Source organism: Streptomyces sp. NPDC092952, from assembly GCF_044754785.1.
Taxonomy (GTDB): domain Bacteria; phylum Actinomycetota; class Actinomycetes; order Streptomycetales; family Streptomycetaceae; genus Streptomyces.
The window spans coordinates 393,284-411,704 of the sequence record NZ_JBIVPT010000005.1; the positions used below are offsets into that span (position 1 = coordinate 393,284).

Annotated in this window: 15 protein-coding genes; 9 read left to right on the top strand and 6 right to left on the bottom strand. The window is 73.0% G+C overall.

Annotated features, from left to right (window positions below; translation table 11 throughout):
* The first annotated feature begins 77 nt into the window (after positions 1–77).
* Complete coding sequence (polA, locus tag ACIQGQ_RS15770) at positions 78–2,789, top strand: DNA polymerase I (protein ID WP_402395614.1); 2,712 nt, start codon at positions 78–80, stop codon at positions 2,787–2,789.
* 32 nt (positions 2,790–2,821) lie between these two features.
* On the opposite strand, the gene ACIQGQ_RS15775 is transcribed toward polA, so the two are convergent.
* Positions 2,822–3,652 (bottom strand): DUF4184 family protein, encoded by an 831-nt coding sequence (locus tag ACIQGQ_RS15775; protein WP_402395617.1) that lies wholly within the window; start codon positions 3,650–3,652, stop codon positions 2,822–2,824.
* A 183-nt stretch (positions 3,653–3,835) separates the two neighbouring features.
* On the opposite strand from ACIQGQ_RS15775, the gene ACIQGQ_RS15780 reads away from it, so the two are divergent.
* From ACIQGQ_RS15780 to ACIQGQ_RS15790, 3 genes are all read left to right on the top strand, one after another.
* The gene (locus ACIQGQ_RS15780) at positions 3,836–5,581 is read left to right on the top strand and encodes a lytic murein transglycosylase (protein ID WP_402395619.1); all 1,746 of its coding nucleotides are present in this window, start codon (positions 3,836–3,838) and stop codon (positions 5,579–5,581) included.
* A 149-nt stretch (positions 5,582–5,730) separates the two neighbouring features.
* On the top strand, positions 5,731–5,868 hold the full coding sequence (locus ACIQGQ_RS15785; RefSeq protein ID WP_352274982.1) for an SPW_0924 family protein: 138 nt from the start codon (positions 5,731–5,733) through the stop codon (positions 5,866–5,868).
* An 11-nt stretch (positions 5,869–5,879) separates the two neighbouring features.
* On the top strand, positions 5,880–6,875 hold the full coding sequence (locus ACIQGQ_RS15790) for a DUF3068 domain-containing protein (RefSeq protein WP_402395622.1): 996 nt from the start codon (positions 5,880–5,882) through the stop codon (positions 6,873–6,875).
* Here the strand turns inward: ACIQGQ_RS15790 and hrpB are convergent.
* Both hrpB and ACIQGQ_RS15800 read right to left on the bottom strand, forming a co-directional pair.
* A complete protein-coding gene (hrpB, locus tag ACIQGQ_RS15795) occupies positions 6,856–9,360 on the bottom strand; it encodes an ATP-dependent helicase HrpB (RefSeq protein WP_402395625.1) in 2,505 nt (834 codons plus the stop codon). The genes ACIQGQ_RS15790 and hrpB overlap by 20 nt on opposite strands.
* Positions 9,361–9,412: 52 nt before the next feature.
* Complete coding sequence (locus ACIQGQ_RS15800; protein WP_402395628.1) at positions 9,413–10,225, bottom strand: class I SAM-dependent methyltransferase; 813 nt, start codon at positions 10,223–10,225, stop codon at positions 9,413–9,415.
* A gap of 397 nt (positions 10,226–10,622) precedes the next feature.
* Between ACIQGQ_RS15800 and rpsA the strand changes: the two genes are divergently transcribed.
* Positions 10,623–12,134, top strand: coding sequence for a 30S ribosomal protein S1 (gene rpsA, locus ACIQGQ_RS15805; protein WP_352274986.1), 1,512 nt, complete (start codon positions 10,623–10,625; stop codon positions 12,132–12,134).
* Between the two features lie 105 nt (positions 12,135–12,239).
* On the opposite strand, the gene ACIQGQ_RS15810 is transcribed toward rpsA, so the two are convergent.
* Complete coding sequence (locus ACIQGQ_RS15810) at positions 12,240–13,208, bottom strand: right-handed parallel beta-helix repeat-containing protein (RefSeq protein ID WP_402395630.1); 969 nt, start codon at positions 13,206–13,208, stop codon at positions 12,240–12,242.
* A gap of 465 nt (positions 13,209–13,673) precedes the next feature.
* On the opposite strand from ACIQGQ_RS15810, the gene ACIQGQ_RS15815 reads away from it, so the two are divergent.
* The 3 genes from ACIQGQ_RS15815 to ACIQGQ_RS15825 all read left to right on the top strand — a co-directional run bounded on the left by ACIQGQ_RS15815 (position 13,674) and on the right by ACIQGQ_RS15825 (position 15,734).
* A complete protein-coding gene (locus tag ACIQGQ_RS15815) occupies positions 13,674–14,612 on the top strand; it encodes a PAC2 family protein (protein WP_366294540.1) in 939 nt (312 codons plus the stop codon).
* A 48-nt stretch (positions 14,613–14,660) separates the two neighbouring features.
* Positions 14,661–15,266 (top strand): dephospho-CoA kinase, encoded by a 606-nt coding sequence (gene coaE, locus ACIQGQ_RS15820; RefSeq protein WP_402395634.1) that lies wholly within the window; start codon positions 14,661–14,663, stop codon positions 15,264–15,266.
* Between the two features lie 99 nt (positions 15,267–15,365).
* Complete coding sequence (locus ACIQGQ_RS15825; RefSeq protein ID WP_402395637.1) at positions 15,366–15,734, top strand: tetratricopeptide repeat protein; 369 nt, start codon at positions 15,366–15,368, stop codon at positions 15,732–15,734.
* Positions 15,735–15,768: 34 nt separating this feature from the next.
* Here the strand turns inward: ACIQGQ_RS15825 and ACIQGQ_RS15830 are convergent, their stop codons facing one another.
* The gene (locus ACIQGQ_RS15830) at positions 15,769–16,047 is read right to left on the bottom strand and encodes a DUF6343 family protein (RefSeq protein ID WP_402395639.1); all 279 of its coding nucleotides are present in this window, start codon (positions 16,045–16,047) and stop codon (positions 15,769–15,771) included.
* Positions 16,048–16,125: 78 nt separating this feature from the next.
* On the opposite strand from ACIQGQ_RS15830, the gene ACIQGQ_RS15835 reads away from it, so the two are divergent.
* The gene (locus ACIQGQ_RS15835) at positions 16,126–17,265 is read left to right on the top strand and encodes an ADP-ribosylglycohydrolase family protein (protein WP_402395641.1); all 1,140 of its coding nucleotides are present in this window, start codon (positions 16,126–16,128) and stop codon (positions 17,263–17,265) included.
* A 45-nt stretch (positions 17,266–17,310) separates the two neighbouring features.
* Here the strand turns inward: ACIQGQ_RS15835 and ACIQGQ_RS15840 are convergent, their stop codons facing one another.
* Positions 17,311–18,405 (bottom strand): tyrosine-protein phosphatase, encoded by a 1,095-nt coding sequence (locus ACIQGQ_RS15840; protein WP_402395644.1) that lies wholly within the window; start codon positions 18,403–18,405, stop codon positions 17,311–17,313.
* Positions 18,406–18,421: the final 16 nt, after the last annotated feature.

Genomic DNA, 18,421 nt, shown 5'->3' on the forward strand with positions numbered 1-18,421 from the left:
CCCCTGCGGCGGTGGTCCGGGGCCCCGCGCAGCCCGGTCGGTCGGGAATGTCGGTGGTCCGTGGCAGGATCGGGGGCGTGGCTGAGACGGCATCGAAGAAGACGGCAGACAACCGACCGCGCCTGCTCCTGATGGACGGGCACTCCCTGGCGTACCGGGCGTTCTTTGCGCTGCCTGCGGAGAATTTCACGACAGGGTCGGGGCAGCCGACGAACGCGGTGTACGGCTTCGCGTCGATGCTCGCGAACACGCTGCGTGACGAGGCGCCGACGCATTTCGCGGTGGCGTTCGACGTCTCCCGCAAGACCTGGCGCTCCGAGGAGTTCCCGGAGTACAAGGCGAACCGCTCCAAGACGCCCGACGAGTTCCGGGGGCAGGTCGAGCTGATCGGCGAGCTGCTGGACGCGATGTACGTGGACCGTTTCGCGGTCGACGGCTTCGAGGCGGACGACGTGATCGCCACGCTGGCCACGCAGGCCGAGGCGGCCGGTTTCGAGGTGCTGATCGTCACCGGTGACCGGGACTCCTTCCAGCTGATCACGGACAACGTGACGGTGCTCTACCCGACCAAGGGCGTCTCGGAGCTGACCCGTTTCACCCCCGCGAAGGTCGAGGAGAAGTACGGGCTCTCCCCGCGGCAGTACCCCGACTTCGCGGCGCTGCGCGGCGACCCGTCGGACAACCTGCCGGGCATCCCCGGGGTCGGTGAGAAGACGGCCGCGAAGTGGATCAACCAGTTCGGTTCCTTCGACGAGCTGGTCGAGCGGGCCGAGGAGGTCAAGGGCAAGGCCGGGCAGAATTTCCGCGACCACCTGGACGCGGTGCGGCTCAACCGCCGGCTGACCGAGATGGTCCGTGACGTGGAGCTGCCGAAGACCCCGCAGGACCTGGAGCGCGCGCCCTACGACCGTACGGCCGTGGCGGGCGTCCTGGAGGTCCTGGAGATCCGCAACCCGAGCCTGCGCGAGCGGCTGCTGGCCGTCGACCCGGGCGCGGCCGAGGACGAGGCCCCGGCGCCGGCCGCGGGCGTCGAGCTGGACGGCGTGGTGCTGGGCGCGGGCGAGCTCGCCGGCTGGCTCGCCGAGCACGGCGGGCAGCCGCTCGGCGTCGCCACGGTCGACGCCTGGGCGCTGGGCAGCGGCTCGGTCACCGAGATCGCGCTGGCCGCGGCGGACGGACCGGCCGCCTGGTTCGACCCGGCCCGGCTCGACGAGGGCGACGAGCGGGCGTTCGCCGCCTGGATCGCCGACGCGGACCGGCCCAAGGTCATGCACAACGCCAAGGCCGCCATGCGGGTCTTCCCCGAGCACGGCTGGTCGGTCGACGGCGTCACGATGGACACCGCGCTCGCCGCGTACCTGGTCAAGCCCGGCCGCCGCTCCTTCGCGCTGGACGCGCTGACGGTCGAGTACCTGGGCCGTGAGCTGGCTCCCGCCGCGGCCGCCGACGGGCAGCTGGCCTTCGGCGCGGACGACCAGGCCGAGGCCGAGGCGCTGATGGCCCAGGCCCGCGCGGTGCTGGACCTGGGCGAGGCGTTCACCACCCGGCTGGTCGAGGTCGGCGCGGACAAGCTGCTGGACGAGATGGAGCTGCCCACCTCCGCGCTGCTGGCCCGCCTGGAGCGGCACGGCATCGCCGCCGACCGGGCCCATCTGGAGGGCATGGAGCAGCAGTTCGCCGGTGCGGTGCAGCAGGCGGTGAAGGAGGCGCACGCGGCGGTCGGCCACGAGTTCAACCTCGGTTCGCCCAAGCAGCTCCAGGAAGTCCTCTTCGGCGAGCTGGGCCTGCCGAAGACGAAGAAGACGAAGACCGGGTACACCACCGACGCCGACGCGCTGGCCTGGCTCGCCGGGCAGACCGAGCACGAGCTGCCGGTGATCATGCTGCGCCACCGCGAGCAGGCCAAGCTGCGGGTCACCGTCGAGGGCCTGATCAAGACGGTCGCGCCGGACGGCCGCATCCACACCACGTTCAACCAGACCGTGGCGGCGACGGGCCGGCTCTCCTCCACCGACCCCAACCTGCAGAACATCCCGGTCCGTACCGACGAGGGCCGGGCCATCCGCCGCGGCTTCGTCGTCGGCGACGGCTTCGAGACGCTGATGACCGCCGACTACAGCCAGATCGAGCTGCGGGTCATGGCCCACCTCTCCGAGGACGCCGGTCTGATCGAGGCGTTCACCTCCGGCGAGGACCTGCACACCACGGTCGCCTCGCAGGTCTTCGGCGTCGACAAGTCGGCCGTCGACCCGGAGATGCGCCGCAAGATCAAGGCCATGAGCTACGGACTGGCGTACGGGCTGTCCGCGTTCGGCCTCTCCCAGCAGCTGAACATCGAGCCGGCCGAGGCGCGCGGCCTGATGGACACGTACTTCGAGCGGTTCGGCGGGGTCCGCGACTACCTGCACCGGGTGGTGGAGGAGGCCCGGTCCACGGGCTACACGGAGACGGTCTTCGGCCGCCGCCGCTACCTCCCCGACCTCAACAGCGACAACCGCCAGCGCCGCGAGATGGCCGAGCGGATGGCGCTGAACGCGCCGATCCAGGGCACGGCCGCCGACATCGTCAAGGTCGCCATGCTCCAGGTCGACCGGGCGTTGACCGGGGCGGGGCTGAAGTCCCGGATGCTGCTCCAGGTCCATGACGAAATCGTCCTGGAGATCGCCGGGGGCGAGCGGGAGCGGGTCGAGGAGATCGTGCGCCACGAGATGTCCACGGCCGTGCGGCTCCGCGCCCCGCTGGACGTCTCCGTCGGCGTCGGTACGGACTGGGAGTCCGCCGCCCACTGAGCCGTGCGACGGTCACCGGACGGGCCGGGGCGTCACCCCGCCGCCCGTCCGGTGACCTCCCGGGCGGGGTGCCGCGGCCGTCGCAGCCGGGCCCACGCCCCGTAGAGCACCAGGCCCGCGGCCAGCCCCGCCCCGGCGCCGAAGCAGGCGGTCGGGACGATGTCCAGCGGGGTGTCGAGGTGCCCGAAGTACGCGTACCAGCGGGCGCACCGGTGGACGGTGCCGAGCAGCACGCAGACGCCGAGCAGGGCCCCCACGGCCCACCGCTCCCGGCGGTCCGGCACCGGCACGGACGGGGGCGCCGGCGCCGCCCCGGCCCGCCGCAGCCCCGAGACCGTGAACCACCCCAGTACGACCAGCGCCACCGCCGAACTGCCGTACTGCACCAGCTGGAACACCGGGAACCCGCCGACGCTCCCGCCGAGCACCGGCACCAGGCGCACCCCCCAGCGCCCGTGATGGGTGAAGGCGTCCCAGACGACATGGGTGGCCGCCCCCAGGACCGCCGACAGGACGAACCACCCGGCCGCCCGCGGCCCCCGTGCGACGGGCCGTCCCCGGACGAAGGCGTGCACCCGCCCCCGCCAGGGCGCCGGCACCAGCCCCACCAGGGGGTCGCGCAGCAGCAGCCAGATCCCCACCGCGGCCGCCGCGATCAGCACATCGACCGTCAGCACGCCCCACACCGCGTGGGTGACCTCGCCGAACTCCATGGCGCCGGGAACCACGGAGTCCGCGAAGTACGTCAGATCGGGGGCGAAGGAACCCGCCACGAGCGCCGGGGCGAACAGCGGCCCCCGTGCGGTCCCGTCCCGGCGCATCCCCGGGAGCACCGCGGCGGCATGACTGAGTGTGAACGGCATGGCGGCAAGTATGGGTGACGTGTGAGGAGCATCCAGGCACGGCCGTACAACTTGCAGTCCGGAACGTGAAAAACAGGTAAGAACCGGTCAGTGCGCAGTGTCTTGGCCGTACGAGTTGCCGTAGGGTCGCCTGAGTCCGGCGCTGGGGAGCGCGGACCCGTCGAAGGGGAGGGGCCAGAGGTTATGGCAGCGCAATTCGGTCGCCGGCTTCGCAAGGGGGCGACCACGGCGGCCGTGGCCGCACTCGCCGTGGCGGCGCTCTCCGCATCGGGCGCCCCCGGAACCACGCTGGTCGGCGGCGGGAGCGACGACCCGCAGGCCACCGGCACCTCGCCCGAGCCCGAGAACGGCGCGGCGACCGGGAACTCGCCGTACTACACGGAGCTTCCCCCGCTGAACACGCCGGACAGGCCCGGCGCGTCCGCCGGCCTTCCCGTCACCGGCAGCGCGGAATCCGGCATCCCCGCCTCCGTGCTGGCCGCGTACAAGAAGGCCGAACGGACCGTCCGCGCCAGTGACGCCGCCTGCCGGCTGCCCTGGCAGCTGCTGGCCGCGATCGGCAAGGTCGAGTCCGGCCACGCGCGCGGCGGCCGGGTCGACGGCAACGGCACCACCTTCTCGCCGATCCTCGGCCCGGTCCTCGACGGCCGCGGCTTCGCGATGATCAAGGACACCGACAACGGGGCCTACGACGGGGACAGCACCCACGACCGCGCCGTCGGCCCGATGCAGTTCATCCCGTCCACCTGGGCCACCTGGGGCCAGGACGGCAACGGCGACGGCCGCAAGGACCCCAACAACGTCTACGACGCCGCGCTCGCCGCCGGGCGCTACCTCTGCGCCGGCTCCCGCGACCTGTCGCTCGCCGCCGACCTCGACCGGGCGGTCCTGAGCTACAACCACTCGGACGCCTATCTGCGCACCGTCCGCTCCTGGTTCGACTACTACAAGCGCGGCACCCACGAGGTCCCCGACGGCACCGGGGCCCTCCCGCCCGACCTCGGCTCCGGCACCGGCCCGTCCCCCTCGCCGTCCAAGACGCCCGGCTCCGGCGCGAAGCCGCCGAAGCCCTCGAAGCCGGGCGGCGGCTCGAAGGACCCCGATCCGAAGCCCACCCCGTCCGACACCCCGGCGGGCATCGAGAACGCCGGCACCGGCAAGCTGACCGCCACCGCGGGCGACGCCTTCGCCGAACGGATCGCCGTGCGGGCCGAGAACAAGAAGGGCGCCCCGCTCGCCAAGGTGTCGGTGACCTTCACCATCACCAGCGACACCGACGCCGCCTTCGCGGGCGGCAAGAAGACCGCCGTCGTGCGCACCGCGGCCGACGGTACCGCCACCGCCCCGGTGCTGAAGGCGGGTGAGAAGACCGGCATGTTCACCGTGCGGGCCTCGGTCACCGGCAGCTCGCTGCCGCCCGTCACGTACACCGCCGCCGTCACCGCCCGGCGCGCCGACGCGATCGCCCGTACCGGCGACAAGGAGCTGACCGCCGCCCCGGGGGCCGGGTTCGCCGACACCGTCGGGATCAAGGCCACCTACAAGGGCGCGGCGGTGGCCGGTGTCACCGTCACCGCCACCATGATCACCGATGCCGAGGAACCGGCCGAGAACGACAAGGGCCCCTACTTCAAGGACGCCGACGGCAAGCCCGTCCGCACCCTCACCGCCCTGCGCACCGGCGCCGACGGCACCCTGGAACTGCCGAAGATCTACGCCGACGACACCGAGGGCACCTTCAAGCTGCGCCTCACCGCCGAGGGCGGCGCCACGCTCGTCGTCGAGCTGAAGGTCGAGGACTCCGGGCCCACCGCGACCCCCTCGCCCGGCGAGAGCTCCGGCACGGGCGCCACCCCCGCGCCGGGCGCGAGCCCCTCGGCCACCGGGACCCCCACGGCCACCGCGAGCCCCAAGGAGTCCACCGCCTGACCCGGCCCGCCCCACGGCACCACCCCCAGCAGCCCCTTTGCCGCCACCCGGCAGAGGGGCTGCTGCACGTGTTCTCATCTCGCGCCCGCGTTGCTACGGTGCCCCAACCCTGACGACCCATCAGATCGATGTTCTCCGGGAGGACCCGCATGCGTGCTCTCGTCGCCGCCGCCATCGGACTGGCCGCGGCCCTCGCGCTCGTCCTCACCATCAGCGCGATCGGCGCCCCGCCCGGAAAGACCTCGCCCAAACCCCTGCTGACCACCGTCCCCGGCCCCAAGAACTAGGGGGTGGCACCATGCGCCGCCGAGCCAGCCTCGTCCTCCTGGCGTTCGCCGTCTTCTTCGCCGCCCTGTCACCACTGCTGCGCTGGTACGCCTTCCCCAGACTGGCGAAGATCCCGCCCAGCCAGTACCAGGAGACGGTGCTGGAGGCGAAGCCCGCCACCCTCCTCGACTACAACGACGGCATGAAGGTGAAGAAGGTCCCCAAGGTCACCATCGTGCAGACCCTCAAGGGCAACGTCGAGGAGTCCGAACGCATCGAACGCGACGCGGGCCGCGACGTCGTCGTCTGGGACGCCCTCAGCTACGTGGTCGGCCCGGACGGCAAGATGGTCTCCGAGATCCCCGAGCGCTACATCTTCGACGCGCACAGCCAGGCGCCCGTCCACGCCACCGGCGAGATGGTCGACGGCGACCCCGTCCGGCGCGAGGGCATCGAGTTCAAATGGCCCTTCCTCACCGAGAAGCGCGACTACGAGTACTTCGACGCCCAGGCCCGCACCAGCTCGCCCATCCACTACAAGGGCACCCGCACCTTCCACGGCCTGGAGGTCTACTACTTCGAGCAGACCATCCCGTGGACCAGGGTCCCGATGCCGAAGAAGATGCCCATCCAGGGCGTCAGCCCGGAGCAGATCGCCAAGACCGGCATGACCCGCTGGTACACCACCAAGCGCATGTTCTGGGTGGACCCGGTCACCGGAGCCCCCGTCAACGGCGAGGAGATCCACAGGGAGGAGCTCCGCAACGCCAGGAAGATGGGAATGCCCGAGGACACCATGACCGTGTTCGCCGGGCACGTGAAGATGCGTCCCGACTACGTCGAGTCCATCGTGGACCTGGTCACGTCCCAGCGCCTGCTGGTCCTGCTGCTCACCTCGTACCTGCCCTGGGGCTTCCTCGCCCTCGGGACCGCGCTGTTCGCCCTCGCCCTGTGGCTGGAGGCCCGCTCCCGCCGCCGGGACGGGCCCCCGGAGGAGGCGCCCGCCGCTACCCCTGTTCCCGCCTGAGCCGCGCGCTGGTGAACCGGGTAGCCTCCGCCGTCGCCGGGTCCTCGGGCCACGGATGCTTCGGGTAGCGGCCGCGCAGCTCCGCCCGGACGGCCCGGTATCCGTCTCGCCAGAACGACGCCAGATCCGCCGTGACCGCCGCCGGGCGGCCGGCCGGGGACAGCAGGTGCACCAGCACCGGCACCCCGGCCACCCTCGGCGTCTCGCGCAGCCCGAACAGCTCCTGGAGCTTCACCGCGAGCACCGGCTGCGCCCCGCCGTACTCCACCCGGACACGGGAACCGCTCGGCACCTCGATCCGCTCCGGCGCCAGCTCGTCCAGCCGCACCGCCTCACCCGTCGCCCACGGCAGCAGCCGCCGCAGCGCCTGCCCCGCGTCGATCCGGGCCAGGTCCGCCCGCCGCCGGGCCCGGGACAGCTCCGGCTCCAGCCACTGCCCGGCACACTCCAGCAGCGCCCCGTCGGACACCTCGGGCCACGGCTCGCCCAGCTCGCGGTGGAGGAAGGCGAGCCGCTGACGCAACTGCTCGCTCTCCCGCGACCAGCGCAGCAGCCCCGGGCCCTCCCGCCGCAAGCCCTCGACCAGCGCCTCGCGCACCGCGCCGGGCGCCGGATCCCGCAACGGGCGCACCGCCAGCTCGACCGCGCCCAGCCGCTCCACCCGGCGCGCCACCACGTCGCCGTCCGCCCAGCGGACCTCCTCGCCGGCCCGGAACAGATGCCCGGCCGCCTCCCGCGCCGTCCCCTCGTCGACCACCGCGGCCAGCCGCACCCGCGCCGACGCCGCGTGCGCCGGACGGTCGGCCACCGCGACCGCGAGCCAGGGCGCACCGCGCAGCCCCGAACCCTCCCCGGTCTGCGCGCCCGTCCCCGACACCATCAGGAAGGCCCCCTCGCCCCGGGCCCGCGCCACCCGCTCCGGGAAGGCCAGCGCGGCCACCAGCCCCACCGCCGCGTCCTGCGGGTGCCGCCCCGCGGACATCCCGCCGAGCGAGGCGGACAGCCGCCGCACCTCCTGGCGCCAGCGCGCCGCGTAGCCGTCCCCGCCCCGGCGCGCGGTGCGCAGCGCCGCCGCCAGGTCGTCCCCGTACTCCCGGGGCGGCTCCTCGCTCAGCAGCGCCACCACCTCGGCCGCGAGCAGCCCGCCCACCTCGCCCGCACCGTCCAGCAGCGCCCGTGCGAGCCGGGGGTGCAGGCCGAGCCGGGACATCCGTACGCCCCGGTCGGTCACCCGCCCGTCCGCGTCCACCGCGCCGATCGCCGCCAGCACCTCGCGCGCCGCGGCCATCGCCCCGGCGGGCGGCGGGTCGAGCAGCGCGAGCCCCGAGGCGTCCGGATCGCCCCAGCAGGCCGCCTGGAGGGCGAACGCCGCCAGGTCCGCGACCCGGATCTCCGGGGACGGGAACGGGGCGAGCCGCCCGTCCTCCGCCTCCGTCCAGCACCGGTACACCGTCCCGGGCGCCTCCCGTCCGGCCCGGCCCGCCCGCTGCCGCCCCGCCGCCCGCGAGGCCCGCACCGTGGTGAGCGCGCTCAGCCCCCGGGCATGATCGGTACGCGGCTCCCGGGCCAGCCCCGAGTCCACCACGACCCGCACCCCCGGCACCGTGAGCGACGACTCCGCCACCGAGGTCGCCAGCACCACCCGCCGCCCGCCGGACGAACCGGCCAGCACCGCGTCCTGCACCGCCGCCGGAGCCCGCCCGTGCACCTGGAGCACCTCGGCGTCCACCCCCGCCAGCCGCCCGGCCACCCGCCCGATCTCGCCGACGCCGGGCAGGAAGCACAGCACGTCCCCGTCCCGCTCGGCCAGCGCCCGGCGCACCGTCGCGGCGACATGCGCCAGCAGCGCCGGATCGACCCGCATCCCGTGCGGCGGCCGGACCGGGGCCGGGGGCGGCGCCCAGACCACCGCCACCGGATGCGCGACCCCCTCCGCCTCGACCACCGGGGCGTCGCCCAGCAGCCGCGCCCAGCCCGCCGCGTCCGTCGTCGCGGAGGCGGCGACCAGCCGCAGCTCGGGCCGCAGGGTCTCCCGCACGTCCAGCAGGAACGCGGCGACCGTGTCCGCGTCCAGGTGCCGCTCGTGGCACTCGTCGATGATCACCACGTCGATCCCGGCCAGCTCCTGGTCGCGCTGGAGCCGCTGGAGCAGCACCCCGGTGGTCACCACCTCCACCACCGTGTCCGGCCCCACCACGCGCTCCCCGCGCACCGTGAAGCCCACCCGTTCACCGGCCCGCTCCCCGAGGAGCCAGGCCATCCGCCGCGCCGCCGCCCGCGCGGCGATCCGCCGGGGCTCGGCGACCACCACCCGGCGCACCGGGCCGCCCCCGGCCAGCCCGGCCAGCACCAGCGGGACGAGCGTCGTCTTGCCGGTGCCGGGCGGCGCGCACAGCACCGCCGTCCCGCGGTCGTCGAGCGCCCGCTCCAGGGCGGGCAGCGCGGTGCGTACGGGCAACTGGTCCAGGGCGTCGGTACGGATCACGCCCCCAGTCTCGTACGCCGCCGGACCGGCCCGGTACGCGGAGGGGCGGGGCTCAGTCCCGTACGCAGACGAAGATCGCGGTGCCCGGGATGAGGTTGCCGCGCAGCGGGGACCAGCCGCCCCACTCCTGGTGGTTCCAGGCCGGCCACTCCGGCTCGACCAGGTCCACCAGCCGGAAACCGCCCGCCACCACGTCCCGCACCCGGTCGCCCAGCGTCCGGTGGTGCTCGACGTACACGGCCTCGCCCCGCTCGTCCTGCTCGACGTAGGGCGTGCGGTCGAAGTAGGAGGCCGCGACGGAGAGGCCCTCCGGTCCCGGCTCGTCCGGGAACGCCCAGCGGACCGGGTGCGTCACCGAGAAGACCCAGCGGCCGCCCGGCCGCAGCACCCGGCGCACCTCGCGGAAGACCCGCACCGGGTCGGCGACGAACGGCACCGCCCCGTAGGCGGAGCACGCCAGGTCGAAGGAGCCGTCCCGGAACGGCAGCACCCCGGCGTCCGCCTCCACCAGCGGAACCCCGCCGCCGATCCGCAGGGCGTGCTGCAACTGGCGGTGCGAGAGGTCCACCGCCACCGGGCGGGCCCCGCGGGCGGCGAGCCAGCGCGAGCACTGCGCGGCCCCGGCGCCGATCTCCAGGACGTCCAGCCCGCGCAGCGCGGCGGCGGGGCCCAGCAGCCCGGCCTCCGCCTCGTCGAGCCCCTCCGGACCCCAGACGAAGCGGTCGTCGCCGAGGAAGTCGCCGTGGTCGCTCTGGTACTCGTCCGCGTTCCGGTCCCACCAGCCGCGACTGGCCCGGCTGCTCTCGGTCTCCGACGCCGCGCGGCGGGTCGCCTCGGGTTCGGCCGCGTAGATCTCTTGGCTCATCGTGTCCGTCGTTGTAGTTTGCCTTCACCCCGCCGCATGCGGCACGCACCAGGGGGTACTTGTGAGTACGGTGCCCGTGCCCACGGATTCTTCCGGTACGGATCCGGCCACGGGGCGCACGAGTTGTGCCTGATATGCGCCGGAGCGCCCCCGGTGTGCGCCTTCGCGCATTGACCGTGCCCGGCTGCCCCCGTATGCTACAAGTTGCGCCGCGAGCCTGCGCGCCTCAGACCTAGCAGGCCGCGCTCGCATCTGTTGCATGCCCCTCGGTTCACGAGGCGCCTCCCGCCGAGCGGGGCGGGCGCTTCCCGAGCTGTCCGGAATTCGGCAGAGGTGATACGGGCTCCCGGCGTAGCAGTACCTACGACTCACTGTCCGTACCGGAGCCCTTTCCCACATGACGAGCAGCACCGAGACCACCGCCACCACCCCGCAGGTAGCGGTCAACGACATCGGTAACGAGGAAGCCTTCCTCGCCGCGATCGACGAGACGATCAAGTACTTCAACGACGGCGACATCGTCGACGGCGTCATCGTGAAGGTCGACCGGGACGAGGTCCTGCTCGACATCGGTTACAAGACCGAAGGCGTCATCCCCTCCCGCGAACTCTCGATCAAGCACGACGTCGACCCGAACGAGGTCGTCAAGGTCGGCGACGAGATCGAGGCCCTGGTTCTCCAGAAGGAGGACAAGGAAGGTCGCCTCATCCTGTCCAAGAAGCGCGCTCAGTACGAGCGTGCCTGGGGCACGATCGAGAAGATCAAGGAAGAGGACGGCATCGTCACCGGTACCGTCATCGAGGTCGTCAAGGGTGGTCTCATCCTCGACATCGGCCTCCGTGGCTTCCTGCCGGCCTCCCTCGTCGAGATGCGTCGTGTCCGCGACCTCCAGCCCTACGTGGGCAAGGAGCTCGAGGCCAAGATCATCGAGCTGGACAAGAACCGCAACAACGTGGTCCTGTCCCGCCGTGCCTGGCTGGAGCAGACCCAGAGCGAGGTCCGCCAGACCTTCCTCACGACCCTGCAGAAGGGCCAGGTCCGCTCCGGCGTCGTCTCCTCGATCGTCAACTTCGGTGCGTTCGTGGACCTCGGCGGCGTCGACGGTCTCGTGCACGTCTCCGAGCTGTCCTGGAAGCACATCGACCACCCCTCCGAGGTCGTCGAGGTCGGCCAGGAGGTCACGGTCGAGGTCCTCGACGTCGACATGGACCGCGAGCGCGTCTCGCTGTCGCTCAAGGCGACGCAGGAAGACCCGTGGCAGCAGTTCGCCCGCACGCACCAGATCGGGCAGGTCGTTCCCGGTAAGGTCACCAAGCTCGTTCCCTTCGGTGCGTTCGTGCGCGTCGACGAGGGCATCGAGGGTCTGGTCCACATCTCCGAGCTGGCCGAGCGCCACGTGGAGATCCCGGAGCAGGTCGTCCAGGTCAACGACGAGATCTTCGTCAAGGTCATCGACATCGACCTCGAGCGCCGCCGCATCAGCCTCTCGCTGAAGCAGGCCAACGAGTCCTTCGGTGCCGACCCGGCCTCGGTCGAGTTCGACCCGACCCTGTACGGCATGGCCGCGTCCTACGACGACCAGGGCAACTACATCTACCCCGAGGGCTTCGACCCCGAGACCAACGACTGGCTCGAGGGCTACGAGGCGCAGCGCGAGGCGTGGGAGACCCAGTACGCCGAGGCGCAGCAGCGCTTCGAGCAGCACCAGGCCCAGGTCATCAAGTCCCGCGAGGCCGACGAGGCCGCCGCTGCCGAGGGCGCTGCCGCCCCGGCCGGTGGTGCCCCGGCCGCCTCCGGCGGCAACGGTGGCGGCTCGTACTCCTCGGAGTCGGCGGACAACTCCGGCGCCCTGGCGTCGGACGAGGCCCTGGCCGCCCTGCGCGAGAAGCTGGCGGGCGGCCAGAGCTGACGCTCTGCCCCCTCCGGTCGGTGATCGACCGCAGTAGCTGAAAGTGAGGCCCGCTCCCTTCGGGGAGCGGGCCTCATGCGTGTCTGCGGGCGTCCGCGCGGGCCGCTACGGGGTGACGGCGATGTTGGTCAGCCCCTTGCCGCCGGTCACCGTGTTGTTGCCGTAGACGGTGGTCGGGCAGTCGGAGCCGTAGTTGGTGACGTTGACCGCGAGGCGTTTGTCGCCGGTGGCGCCGGTCAGGTCGGAGGTGTTGTTCCGGAAGACGGTGCCGCAGCCCCAGCCGCTCTGCTGGGTGTGGGTCTCGTAGCCGTTGTTGCTGGTACGGGTGCCCTTGTTGTTCTCGACCAGGACGTCGTTGCCCTTCACGTCGACCCAGGAGTCGTCGAAGTGGGCGCCGGTCAGCCCGCTGCCGTCGAAGGTGTTGCCGACGATCCTGACCCCGGTGGTGCCCTCCTTGACGTCGACGTTCTCGCCGCCGACCCCCGGCCCGATCGTGTTGTTCAGGATCTGCACCCGGTCGCTCCGGTCGGAGAGGTCGTTGGCGGTGCCGACGTAGACGCCCTCGCCCATGCCGCGTCCGTCCCGCCCGGTGTCGTAGATCCGGGAGTTCTTGATGACGCCGTCCTTGCTGGACGTGCGGAAGTGGACGCCCTCCATGGTGAGGCCGTGCACGGTCACCGAGTCGATGACGACACCGGTGGCGGCGTCGGCCATGATGCCCTTCTGGCCGCCGGTGACGGTGATGCCCTGGACGGTCCAGTAGGAGGCGCCGTTGAGATGGAGCCCGTAGCCGCCGCTCGCGGTGAGGACCGCCTTGGCCGAGCCGGTGAGGGTGATCCGGGCAGCGGCGGTGGCCGGGACGGTCGCCTTGAAGTTGCCGGTGTAGGTGCCGTCGGCGAGCCGGATCGTGTCACCGGGAGAGGCGGCGGTGAGGGCGGACTTGAGCTGGGCGGCGGTGCTCACGTCGACGACCGCGGCCGCACCGGCCGCTGTGGCGGTGGTGGAGGCGAGGGCGAGGCCGCCGGTGGCGAGGGCGGTGGCCAGCAGGGCCGGGAGCAGCGTGCGGGTGCGCATGGGGGGTGCCTTCCCGTCGAAGGAGTTCGAGGTTCTCGTACATGAATGTGGGGCGAGTCTCTGAACTTGCTGCCCAGTGACGGTAGGGACGCGGTGCGGCCGTGTCAATGTCTGGACCAATGCCCGGCGGGGCGCCGGTCCGGTGCTCCGGGCGAAGGCGGGAACGCATGTGTGGTGCGCGTGGGGCGGGTGAGGTTAGGTGTGGCCCGTTGCCGGTGGTGGTGGTCCCGTTCGGCTCTCAACTCCGTTGATTCCCTGTGCTGTTCGGGTTCCTGGTGGTCAACGCGGCTGCTTCCGGGCGCCGGTGCGGAAGGGATCGGGGCAGGGGCGTGCGAGTACCGTTGTCCTCGCTCCGGCGCTTCCGTGCGCCGCCCGGCATGAACCGGCGGGTGAAGGGGCACAGTCCGGGAATGCATGCGCGCTGCCGGACGTTCTTCCCGACGAATACGAGGAGGAGCGGTAACCGTGCCTGATCCGCAGAGTTTGTACGAATGGGAGCCCAAGGGCCTGGCCGTCGTCGACATGGCGCTCGCCCAGGAGTCGGCCGGCCTGGTCATGCTCTACCACTTCGACGGCTACATCGACGCGGGCGAGACCGGCGAGCAGATCGTGGACAACGTGCTCGACTCGCTGCCGCACCAGGTCGTGGCCCGCTTCGACCACGACCGCCTCGTCGACTACCGTGCACGGCGCCCGCTGCTGACGTTCCGGCGCGACCGCTGGACCGCCTACGAGACCCCGACGCTGGAGGTCCGCGTCGTGCAGGACACGACGGGGGCGCCGTTCCTGCTGCTGTCCGGCCCCGAGCCCGATGTGGAGTGGGAGCGTTTCGCCGCCGCCGTCGAGCAGATCGTCGAGCGTCTCGGCGTCCGCCTCGCGGTGAACTTCCACGGGATCCCGATGGGCGTCCCGCACACCCGCCCCGTCGGTCTCACCCCGCACGGCAACCGCACCGACCTCATGCCCGGCCACCGCACCCCCTTCGACGAGGCGCAGGTGCCCGGCTCCGCGGCGGCCCTGGTGGAGTACCGGCTGATGGAGGCCGGACACGACGTACTCGGCGTCGCCGCCCACGTCCCGCACTACGTGGCCCGCTCCGCGTACCCGGACGCGGCACTCACCGCGCTGGAGGCCATCACGGCCGCCACCGGCCTGGTCCTGCCCGCCGTCGCCCACGCCCTGCGCACCGAGGCGCACCGCACCCAGACCGAGATCGAGCGGCAGATCGGCCAGGGCGACGAGGAGCTGGTCTCGCTCGTTGAGGGCCTTGAGCACCAGTACGACGCGGTCGCCGGGGCCGAGAGCCGCGGCAATCTCGTCGCCGAGCCGGTGGACCTGCCGTCCGCCGACGAGATCGGCCTGGAATTCGAGCGCTTCCTGGCCGAGCGCGAGGGCGATGTCTGACCGTTCCCGACCGCCGTGCCCCGGGCATGGGGCACTAGGCTTCCGGTCATGCTGAAGGTGGGCCTGACCGGCGGGATCGGCGCCGGCAAGAGTGAAGTGTCACGGCTGCTCGTCGAGTACGGGGCCGTGCTGATCGACGCGGACCGGATCGCCCGCGAGGTCGTCGAGCCGGGGACCCCGGGGCTCGCCGCCGTGGTCGCCGAGTTCGGCGAGGAGGTGCTCGCCGCCGACGGCGCCCTGGACCGGCCGAAGCTCGGCTCGATCGTCTTCGCCGACGCCGACCGGCGCGCCGCGCTCAACGCGATCGTGCACCCCCTGGTCGGTGCCCGCTCCGCCGAGCTGGAGCGGGCGGCGGGGCCGGACTCGGTCGTCGTCCACGACGTGCCCCTGCTCGCCGAGAACGGTCTGGCGCCCCTCTACGACCTGGTCGTCGTCGTGGACGCGAGCCCCGCGACCCAGCTCGACCGGCTGGTGCGGCTGCGCGGCATGACCGAGGCCGACGCCCGAGCCCGGATGGCCGCCCAGGCCACCCGGGAGCAGCGGCGGGCCGTGGCCGATCTGGTCGTCGACAACGACGGGCCCCTGGCCGGGCTGGAGCCGCAGGTGCGCGAGGTCTGGGCGGAGCTGACCCGGCGGGCCGCCGAGGCCGGCTGACCCGTACGGAATACCGGGCCGGGGGCGGGTGTTGGAGATCCGACGGGGCCGGGTCGCGTGTGCGACGCGACCGCGAGGCCCGGAAGGAAGGACGAGAGCGTGCCCGAGAGGACCCCGGAGACCGACGTCATCGACTTCCGCGCGGCCGAACGGCTGCTGGAGGCGCGTGACCCGCGTGGCGCGGTGAAGCTGCTGGATTCGGTGATCGCGGCGCATCCGGAGAACACCGCGGCCCGGCTGCTGCGGGCCCGCGCCTTCTTCGCCGCCGCCCAGCTGCGCCCCGCCGAGCTGGAATTCGAGCTGGTCCTGGAGCGCGAGCCGGACAACGCCTTCGCGCACTTCGCGCTGGCCCGCACCTTCGAGCGGTCCGGCCGCACCGACCGGGCCGCCCGGCACTTCCGGCTGGCGGCGGCGCTGGACCCGAACCCGGAGTACCTGAAGGCAGCCCGCTTCCCGGCACAGGACTGAGCGGGGGGCGGCCGCCACCGCGCGCCGGCCCCGCTCAGTGCCCGTACCGCCCGCGTCCGCCGTGGTCGGGCTCGTACGGGGGGATCCTGCGGCCGGGCTGGTAGTGCGGGCCCTGGTGGATGTGGTGGACGATCACCACCAGATCCGTCAGGACCAGCAGGAGCAGCAGCCCGCAGGCGACGGCCCAGCCGTCCCGGTCGGCCAGGGTGAAGGCGACCAGGCCGAAGAGTGCCCAGGCCAGGCCCCATAGACTCAGCCAGAGCCGCAGCCGCAACGGGCTGCGGGCCGTCAGCGGTTCATTGCCGGTACGCATGGCGCATCGCCTCTCCTACCAGGATGGACCCGCGGCGGTGTTTCGGCGCAGGGCGACGTCTGATCGAGGGGAACGCGCGTGAACGGCACATCGTGGGAGGACCGCACCGGCCGCCGGGCGAGGGTCCGGGGCTGTCTGCTGGGCGGGGCGGTCGGGGACGCGCTGGGCAACCCCGTGGAGTTCCTGTCCCTGGCCGGGATCCGGCGCGCCCACGGTGAGCACGGCGTTCCGGGGCTCCTCCCGGACGACGAGGGCGTCGTCGGACGGGTCACGGACGACACGCAGATGACCCTGTTCACCGCGGAAGCGCTGATCAGGGCCCACTCCCTGGCGATGGCGAAGGGGACCGGCCGGGGCGGCCACAACGACGGCGGGGCCACCGCCCGTACCGTGCGGAACGCCTATCTGCGCTGGCTGGACACCCAGAACCACCCCGCGCCGCCGGCCCGGGGCGGCGACAACCCGGTACGGACCGGCTGGCTCAGGCAGCAGCCCTGGCTCTACGCGCGCCGCGCCCCCGGCAACGCCTGCCTGACCGGGCTCGCCACCGGCCACGTCCCCGAACCGGCCGACCGCCTCGGCGGGCACGGGCCCGTCAACACGGGCTCCAAGGGCTGCGGCACGGTGATGCGCTCGGCCCCCTTCGGGCTGGTGGGACTCGACCCCGACGAGGCGTTCCGGCTGGCCTACTGGTGCGCGCAGATCACCCACGGCCACCCGACCGGCGCGTACGCGGCCGGGGCCTTCGCCGCGATCGTCGCCCACCTCCTGGAGGGCGACTCGACGGAGGGCGCCGTGCTGCGGGCCATGGAGCTGCTGCGCCGCCACCCGGGCCACGAGGAGACCTCCACGGCGCTGCGGGCCGCCCTCGACCTGGCCGCGCAGGGCGCGCCGACCGGCGAGAAGGTGGAGAGCCTGGGGGCGGGCTGGGTGGCCGAGGAGGCGCTGGCCATCGCCGTGTACGCCGCGCTGGTGCTGCCCGGCGCGGACCAGGTCGCCGAGGCACTGCGGCTCTCGGTCAACCACTCGGGCGACAGCGATTCCACCGGTTCGGTCTGCGGCAATCTGCTCGGTGCCCGCCACGGCGACGTGCACCTTCCGGCGTCCTGGCTGGTGGCGACCGAGGGCCGGGCGGTCATCGGCGAGCTGGCCGACGACCTCTGCCTGGAGTTCGAGGACACGGTGGCCTGGCCGGCCGACCGGTACCCGGCGTACTGAAGGACGGGAGCGCCGTCCGCCGGTACGCCGGGAGCGGGCGGCGCGTCAGTCGGTGAGGAGCTTGGCGCGCAGCTTGGCCACCGTCGCGTCGTCGATCCGCAGGCCCTTGCGGACGTAGCTGTCGAAGTCGCCGTAGATCTTGTCGACCTGGTCGAACGCGGCGCGCAGCCAGCTCAGTTCGACGGCCTTCGGGTTGCCCAGGTAGTCGTTGCTGGCGAGGAAGTCCGCCTCGACGGTCTCGCGCGGGACGCCGAGCAGGGTGAGCAGGACGGCGGTGCTCCAGCCGGTGCGGTCCTTGCCCGAGCTGCAGTGGTAGACCGTGGCGCCGGAGTCGTTGTTCGCGACGGCGGTGACCAGGTCGTGGAAGGCGTAGTCGGCGCCCACGAAGTTCACCATGAACGGATAGCCGATGGACTGGCCGAGGTCGGACGAGCCGGAGAACAGCCCGGCCGCGATGGCCTCGGCCAGCGTCATCAGCGCCGAGTCGTGGAAGCGGATGCCGTGGTCGAGCGAGACCACGTCGGCGACCTGGTACGTCACCCCGGCGGGCAGCCGGTCCGGGTCCTGGTACCGCTCCACGGCGTTGCGCAGGTCGATGTCGAGGGTGAGGCGCTGGGAGAGCAGCTGCTGCTGCTCGGCGTCGCTGAGCTTGTTGATCTTGTTGGAGCGGTAGACCAGGCCGGGGCGCACCCAGCGGCCGTCGGTGGTGCGGTAGCCGCCGATGTCCCGGAAGTTGCGGGCGGAGTCGATGCCGGCCGAGCGCTCGGCGACGACGAGCGGGGAGCCGCTGTCCGGTACCAGACGGAAGTACCAGCGCGCGGGCCCGGCGAGGGTCCCGGCGGGGACGGCCAGCGAGCCGGTGCCGGCCGCGGTGCCCACCGGGGTGCCGGTGGTGGCGTCGGGGGAGGTGGTGGCGGTGACGGTGACCGATCCGGCGCCGGACGCCCAGGAGAGCGTGTAGCCGCCGTCGGCGGTGCGCTTCGCGGTGGCCGCGGTGAACGGCACGGCGGCCCGTGCGGCGGCCCGCGCGCCCGCCGCGGGGGCGCCGTCGGTGGTGGCGGCGAGCGCGGGCGGGGCGAGCAGCGTGCCGGTGAGCAGGGCGGCCGCGACGGCTGCCTGGGCGATGCGGTGCGTGCGCATGGTGCTCCTTGTCTGC